A 6269-nucleotide genomic window follows, 5' to 3' on the forward strand; every position below is an offset into this window, starting at 1 on the left:
CTAATGCTATTTTCGCATAGATTGTTGTTTTTCGTATAAGTTCATCAACCCGTATAACAAAATGCTTCGTGGCATCTTTTCGTAAGAACATTTGCGAAAATTGCCTAGAAACTTAAGTATTTGGCCCTTGTTAAGGTCCAAAAGCAACAAAGTTTACGAAAAGAGCCTTAATTAAAGAGCAGCTTATTCAATAAAAAGGCACTTTCCTTCAACAAGGATAAGCGCTTATTTTATGAAAAACGATTATTTTGTTAATTGAATCCGATCCTCAATCTGTGGAGGTTCTTCCATCCAGCCATTTTTAATCAATATTTTTCCTCCATCTTGAGCAAAAGTGAAAATATCTTTTGAAAGTAGAGCCATTTTTGCTGGCAAGTCATTTCGTAAACTAAATGCACCTCCTAATGCATTACTTCCAAGCCCAAATGTAGCTAACAAACTGGTGTTATACATCATCAATTTATCGGAAAATGGTGTGATTTTTGACGTAGTTGCTTTACCGGCATGAGTGGCGGGTGGTTCAATAAAACTTTGGCGTAAAAAATCACCTAAATCCACTTCAATTTTTTTGGACAATTTCATTCCCTTGGTAAAATAATCTTGCACTTCCTTATTCTCAGCAACTTGGGCAAATCCAATCATTAATTGCATTCCTACAAGGTTTGTTTCAACGGCATGGTGGATAAGAGACACTTCAATCGTATTTAGGGACCTGGTTTCACGGAATGGATTGAGGCCCCCCCTATAATTTTTTTCCTCTATAAAATGCACCTCTTTAGGCATTGATACAAAAGGCGGGCGAACCAAAACTCCTTTTTCTAAAAGGAATTGAGCTGCTTTGCAGTTCATCGTTTGGGCTTCTGCTGCTAAATTAATAAAAAAATCATTAATATCTTTCCGATAAGACATACCACAATACAGCGAAAATAGACTCATTTCTATTTTCGTCATCATATTCAAATAAAAGATATCATAGAGGAAATCAAATAACTTTGGAGCCCCTTTATTTACATCACTTTCTGTAAAACCAATAGGAATCACTGCACCCTCTTGTTCGAATATACCTGTAATATCTTCGATGGCTTTAGCGGCAGCATCATAATGAGTTTGTAATAGTTGTTTTTCTTCATGGTCAGCATGTTCTATAAAATGCTCCAACATTCTCATGATCATGGTTTTTTCTTGATAAGTCATCCATAAATTTGCCAATTCTGATGAAGTAATGGGAATTCCACTCATTTTCTAATCCCCCCTAAGTTTTATTTTTTATGTAAATTTTTTAATTCGCTTATCCTTATAATGTCCAATCAAAATTTAAAAATCCAATTCATTGAGAGTGAGTGGAAATTTGTACTTAAACTACGGGCGCAAGAGTTAAAGAGGGGACCGCGATTCTTTTTCTTGTTGTACTATCCCTTTTTTTATTAGTCTTCTTACAAACCATACCTGTATGAATAGGACCTCGTATAAGAATGGATAACATATAGCTGAATGCCACAATTTCCATCCACCGTGAAAGTGTTCATATCCTGCAAGATAAAAGGAATATTCAAATGCAGTTGAAAATATAGACCAAGCAAGAACATATGCAACTTTTGCTTTCCTTGTTCGTTCATAAGGATACCAATTTATCAAAAGAACTGTTGCAGCTGGATAAATCCCTAGGATAATAAGGGTAGTTTGCCAGTCAATAACCTTTGGTTCAAAGAATCCATACAAATTCCATTTATCTGTCCATCTATCTACAATTTCTGCTGTGAAAAGCCCCCAAAAGATAGAAGCATAATAAACAACAGGTTGTAACGTCTTTTTAGTTAATATCGCTATAGTATTAAAGGTTATAATAGAAAGATAAAGATACCACATAATTACCCTCACTTGTCATCTGTTAAGTTTAGGATGTCTATGTGGTATTTTTTTAATCGTTATAGATCAAAACATAGACCTTATATTTATTAATTTCTTATTTAGCTAACTGGCAGGTTAAGTTCATTAACTTTTAGGTGAAAACGGCCTAAAAAAGAGAGCCCGTAGGCTCTTAGGAAACATGTTTAAATCATTTGCTTAAAAGAATCTGCGTCTTCTTCTTTCAATTTCGATTGCGATACGTCTTCTTCTCTCGATCTCGATTTCGATTTCAATACGTCTTCTTCTCTCGATCTCGATTTCGATTTCAATTGGGAACCTTCTTCTTCTAAAGCCGTCAGGGAAAAAAACCATGTGTAATTTATCCTCCTATCGTTTCAGTAGTTTAGACAAAGGGACAGATTAAAATCAACTTGCCCTTAGTTCCGTACAATTTAATAGCCCATAAAAGCAGTTCCGACAATGATAAGGAGAATGAACAATACCACGATTAATGTAAAAGACATACTTGATCCGTCACCCATGTATATCACCTCCAGTACCTATTGGGTTATCTGAGGAAAGAATACTTTCCATACTTTATATATATTTCTTAGGACAAGTTTTGATTGGACAATAATCATCATATTTCGACAAAATCCATAATTTGCTTAACCCTAAAAATAAAAAGCGTCTGCAATTCATGCAAACGCCTCGAGGAGGTAACTCATCTAAGATGCTTTCGGCAGAACTAGTCGCTACTTAGAGACTATTACTAGCCACTAGTTAGATATTAGTGAAAATTTTTCCTGTATAATATGTAAAAGTGCTAAAGAAAGAATTAACGAAATATACTTTCAGCATCTATTGCAAGGGATATTTATTTTTAAAATATCTGTTCAAGCATTAGTCTCTTTTAATGAATGTCGTTGATTCTCGCTACACCATAAAAAATACTATCCTTTCCATCATATTACGAAAGAATAGCGTTTTTTTCATTTTGGAGGTAATGATTTGTCCTGAGTTTCTTTATTGGTACTGTTCATTTTAGATATATACAGTTTTTTAGTATTATCTAACCCAGCATAAAAAACCTCTGAACAATCTTTGAAATTTTGTTTATTAAGTTCAGATGTTAGCCATTCTTTATCTAGTCCAGCACTTGTTAAGTTTTCCTCCATTATCATTCCATCAATGATTATATCCTTTTCAAGACCTGAACTCGTTGTTGGAATGTTCATATGATAAGGAGTAAGTGGTTTTTTATCTGATTTGGGTAATACAGATAACTTACCATCCGTTTCCATTATAGCGAATTCTACGTCCGCCACCTTGAAAGCATCTTTTTCTCTTAATTTCATCTTTAATTCATTTATGGTCAATTTCATTTTCTTCATATTTTCATCCACAATGGTTCCATTTTCAACTAAAGTAATCGGTTCAGAATTGATTAGCTTCCTTAATGTGATGTTTTTCAAGCTTAAATATCCAGTGAACACAGTCAAAATGGCAAATAATATTAAGGTAGTAATAGCTGATAGTGTTGTAAATTGCTGATCAATAATGGCATTAGCGACTATTGAACCCATTGAAACTCCCATAATAAAATCAAAAAAATTCATTTGTGAAATAAGTTTTGTGCCCATTTTTCGGGTTATGAATAATGCTAAAACGTATATTCCAATACCTTTTAGTATTGTAAGGAAGAAAACATTTCCCATATGTACTACCTTTCTTTTATCTTATTATCATCAATAGATAGTAGTATTAGAAGGAAGTTAACTGGATATTCGTTTACCAACTGGTATTATTTTTTACATAAATCAGGGAATTACAGACTAACGGAGGTACCCCTAAAATGAGAGTTAGCATATCTTTCATATTTCAAACAGTATCGGTAAGTTTGTGAAGGAATGTATTTAAAGTAACGGGTGCTATAATTAAAGAATTAGGGTTCCTTGCAAATAATTTCAAAAAATGCTACTTTAAAGAAGAATTATTTTTGTTCGGTGTAAAGGATAGTATTAGTAAAAACTTTTCGTCTTGATGATCACTGAGAGCAAGGATAGTAATACATTGTGTGTGCTTAGAGCACGCTAGGAGGCAACAAACATGGAAAAAGGTAAAGTAAAATGGTTTAATGGCGAAAAAGGCTTCGGATTCATCGAACGTGAAGGTGGAGAAGATGTATTCGTTCATTTCTCAGCTATCCAAGGCGAAGGATACAAAACATTAGAAGAAGGTCAAGAAGTGTCTTTTGATGTTGAGCAAGGTCAACGTGGAGCACAAGCAACTAACGTTCGTAAAGCTTAAATAAAATGCCAAAGAAGGACAGACTCTTTTTTAGAGTCTGTTTTTTATTTAAAGTAAAGAAAGTATAAAATTTTTGTCTTTGAGAATTGTCTAGCGCAAGCAGCCTAGCCCCTCGAGGTCGTAAGCTGATCCGTCAAGAAGGTTAAAGGGCAACCTTCTCGTCGGCTCGGCTTACGCTATGCCTGAGGCTGACCAGGGCGCTTGCGCTTTTCTTATTCTTAGAAAAACAAATAACCCCACTCAAAAATGAGTGGGGTACTTGAAAACAGTAAATCAAATGGTAAAACAAGTGTAGCATATAAATTGTGGATCTCCTAATTTCCTTGTATTTTTTACTAAGATACAAACATCCTTTTTACAAAGGATTCCTGCATTTAGTTATCTCATCTGGCTTTAACCTTCTTCTTTTGAAATCAATAGCCCACTCTATGTTTTTTTCATTACTAATAGTGATCGTCACTAAGTCATGCCCATATATAATATAGACGGGCTCCAATTTCCTCTCTGAGTGTAATATATAGTGTAATGTCATATTAGCTCTCCATACATTCGAAAGGAAGTGTAAAAAGTGGATAATGCTTTTCCGATTTCTAATGCTTTACCGATTTCTAATGTCTTACCCGCAAATGTTCTTCCCCAACCTCCATTGTCTTACTCCTATGCAGCTCCTGTTTATGAAGCTCCTGTTTACGCAGGTTGTTTTCCTACACGTGGGTGCGGGGAATTTATACTCATTGTAGTGTTGTTTATTTTATTAATCATTGTTGGTGCAGTTTGTTTCTGTGGTTAAAAGAAATGACTGTATCTATTAAATTCTCATCTTTACTCCTAATGAGGATTATTTTTCCTTAAACTTATGCAAGTTTTTCATTTCTTGCATATTCCCGGCTTTTTAAATTCAAAAAACATACTGCCATAAACAACATTTTTTAATTGCCAAATACAATATTTTTTGAAAGTAAATGGGCAATAATTTAGACCCGTGAATAAGCTTAACAAAAGAACAGTACAACATACAAATACTTTAGAGATTTATTTAAGATAAGGTGGTGATCTATTAAATGTATAATCAGACAGTATACTCCTATATAAATTATGATCAGCAATTGGAGCGTCAATTTCCAAGTTTACCATTACCTCCGTTTCCGGGACCAGGAGGTTTACCGGGTTTACCAGGACCTGATTTTGGGGGACCAGTTGGTTTGCCGAGTTTACCAGGACCTGATTTTGGGGGACCAGGAGGTTTACCGAGTTTACCAGGTCTACCCGGATCACAAATTCCACAAGCCCCAACTGCTCCTCCTCCATCATTTATTCCTCAACAAGTAGCTGCTACTCCATTTGCTGTTGATCCGGGAGCAATTAGGTTGTGCCTGTTTCGTAATACTTTTATATGGCTCAGCAATGGTGAAGGGTTTTGGTTTTATCCCATTTTCGTAGGTCCAAGATCTGTTGCTGGTTTCAGATGGAATGGTTGGTCCTGGATGATTTTTGGTATTGATACAAGGAGAATTATTTCGTTTTCGTGTTTTTAAAACTATAATTTTCGAGGGCGATGCTTAAATAAGGGCATCTCCTTTTGCTTGTTTGATTTACTAAATCGATTGTGAAGAATTACACTTAAAGTAACGTGTGTTTGAGTTGAACACGGGGGTGCTGCGGCGTAGGCTGTATTCACATTCTAGAAGTGATAATTTCCTTATTTTCTGTGTAATAATTTTTCATATTCGTTTAAAAGTTTGTTTAAAGCTTGACTCAATAATAAAACTTCTTCATCAAGAAAATCTAACTTCTTATTGTAAGCTGTTCGAACCATTTCTTCACGAAGTAGGTGGATTTTATTCCAAAGTTCTTTCTCTTTATCAAATTTCTCATTCATTTTTGCACCAACTATATGATAAATTCTAAACATTATACATTATGCCGTTAATGCATGACTATTATGTATTAGAAAATATAATGGTTATAGGTTCTATACAATAAAATGATTGTGAACAGTTGCACTTAAACTAACGGATACTATAATTAAAGAATTAGGGTTCCTTGCAAATAATTTCAAAAAATGCTATTTTAAAAAAGAATTATTTTTGTTCGGTGTAAAGGATAGTATT

Annotated in this window: 9 protein-coding genes; 3 read left to right on the forward strand and 6 right to left on the reverse strand. The window is 34.3% G+C overall.

Annotated elements, in window-relative coordinates:
* Positions 1-243: 243 nt before the first annotated feature.
* The 5 genes from BIV60_RS27665 to BIV60_RS27675 all read right to left on the reverse strand — a co-directional run bounded on the left by BIV60_RS27665 (position 244) and on the right by BIV60_RS27675 (position 3566).
* Positions 244-1194, reverse strand: a complete 951-nt coding sequence (locus BIV60_RS27665) for a DUF3231 family protein (protein ID WP_371261601.1) — start codon at positions 1192-1194, stop codon at positions 244-246.
* A 180-nt stretch (positions 1195-1374) separates the two neighbouring features.
* Positions 1375-1866, reverse strand: coding sequence for a hypothetical protein (locus BIV60_RS27670; RefSeq protein ID WP_071358876.1), 492 nt, complete (start codon positions 1864-1866; stop codon positions 1375-1377).
* Between the two features lie 198 nt (positions 1867-2064).
* On the reverse strand, positions 2065-2220 hold the full coding sequence (locus tag BIV60_RS29995) for a hypothetical protein (RefSeq protein WP_177177419.1): 156 nt from the start codon (positions 2218-2220) through the stop codon (positions 2065-2067).
* A gap of 80 nt (positions 2221-2300) precedes the next feature.
* Positions 2301-2372, reverse strand: a complete 72-nt coding sequence (locus tag BIV60_RS28980; protein ID WP_371261602.1) for a YjcZ family sporulation protein — start codon at positions 2370-2372, stop codon at positions 2301-2303.
* A gap of 468 nt (positions 2373-2840) precedes the next feature.
* On the reverse strand, positions 2841-3566 hold the full coding sequence (locus BIV60_RS27675; RefSeq protein ID WP_071358877.1) for a DUF421 domain-containing protein: 726 nt from the start codon (positions 3564-3566) through the stop codon (positions 2841-2843).
* Positions 3567-3957: 391 nt separating this feature from the next.
* Here BIV60_RS27675 and BIV60_RS27680 point away from each other — a divergent pair, with 391 nt between their 5' ends.
* The 3 genes from BIV60_RS27680 to BIV60_RS27690 all read left to right on the forward strand — a co-directional run bounded on the left by BIV60_RS27680 (position 3958) and on the right by BIV60_RS27690 (position 5693).
* Positions 3958-4158 carry a cold-shock protein gene (locus BIV60_RS27680; protein WP_071358878.1) on the forward strand — a complete coding sequence of 67 codons (201 nt, stop codon included), beginning with the start codon at positions 3958-3960 and terminating at the stop codon, positions 4156-4158.
* A gap of 646 nt (positions 4159-4804) precedes the next feature.
* Positions 4805-4948, forward strand: coding sequence for a YjcZ family sporulation protein (locus tag BIV60_RS31135; RefSeq protein WP_141770584.1), 144 nt, complete (start codon positions 4805-4807; stop codon positions 4946-4948).
* 271 nt (positions 4949-5219) lie between these two features.
* Positions 5220-5693, forward strand: coding sequence for a transporter (locus BIV60_RS27690; RefSeq protein ID WP_071358880.1), 474 nt, complete (start codon positions 5220-5222; stop codon positions 5691-5693).
* 164 nt (positions 5694-5857) lie between these two features.
* Here the strand turns inward: BIV60_RS27690 and BIV60_RS27695 are convergent, their stop codons facing one another.
* Entirely contained in the window at positions 5858-6037 is a 180-nt protein-coding gene (locus BIV60_RS27695) for an aspartyl-phosphate phosphatase Spo0E family protein (RefSeq protein WP_071358881.1), read from the reverse strand.
* Between the last annotated feature and the right edge of the window lie 232 nt (positions 6038-6269).

The organism is Bacillus sp. MUM 116, from assembly GCF_001866655.1.
Lineage (GTDB): Bacteria > Bacillota > Bacilli > Bacillales > Cytobacillaceae > Neobacillus.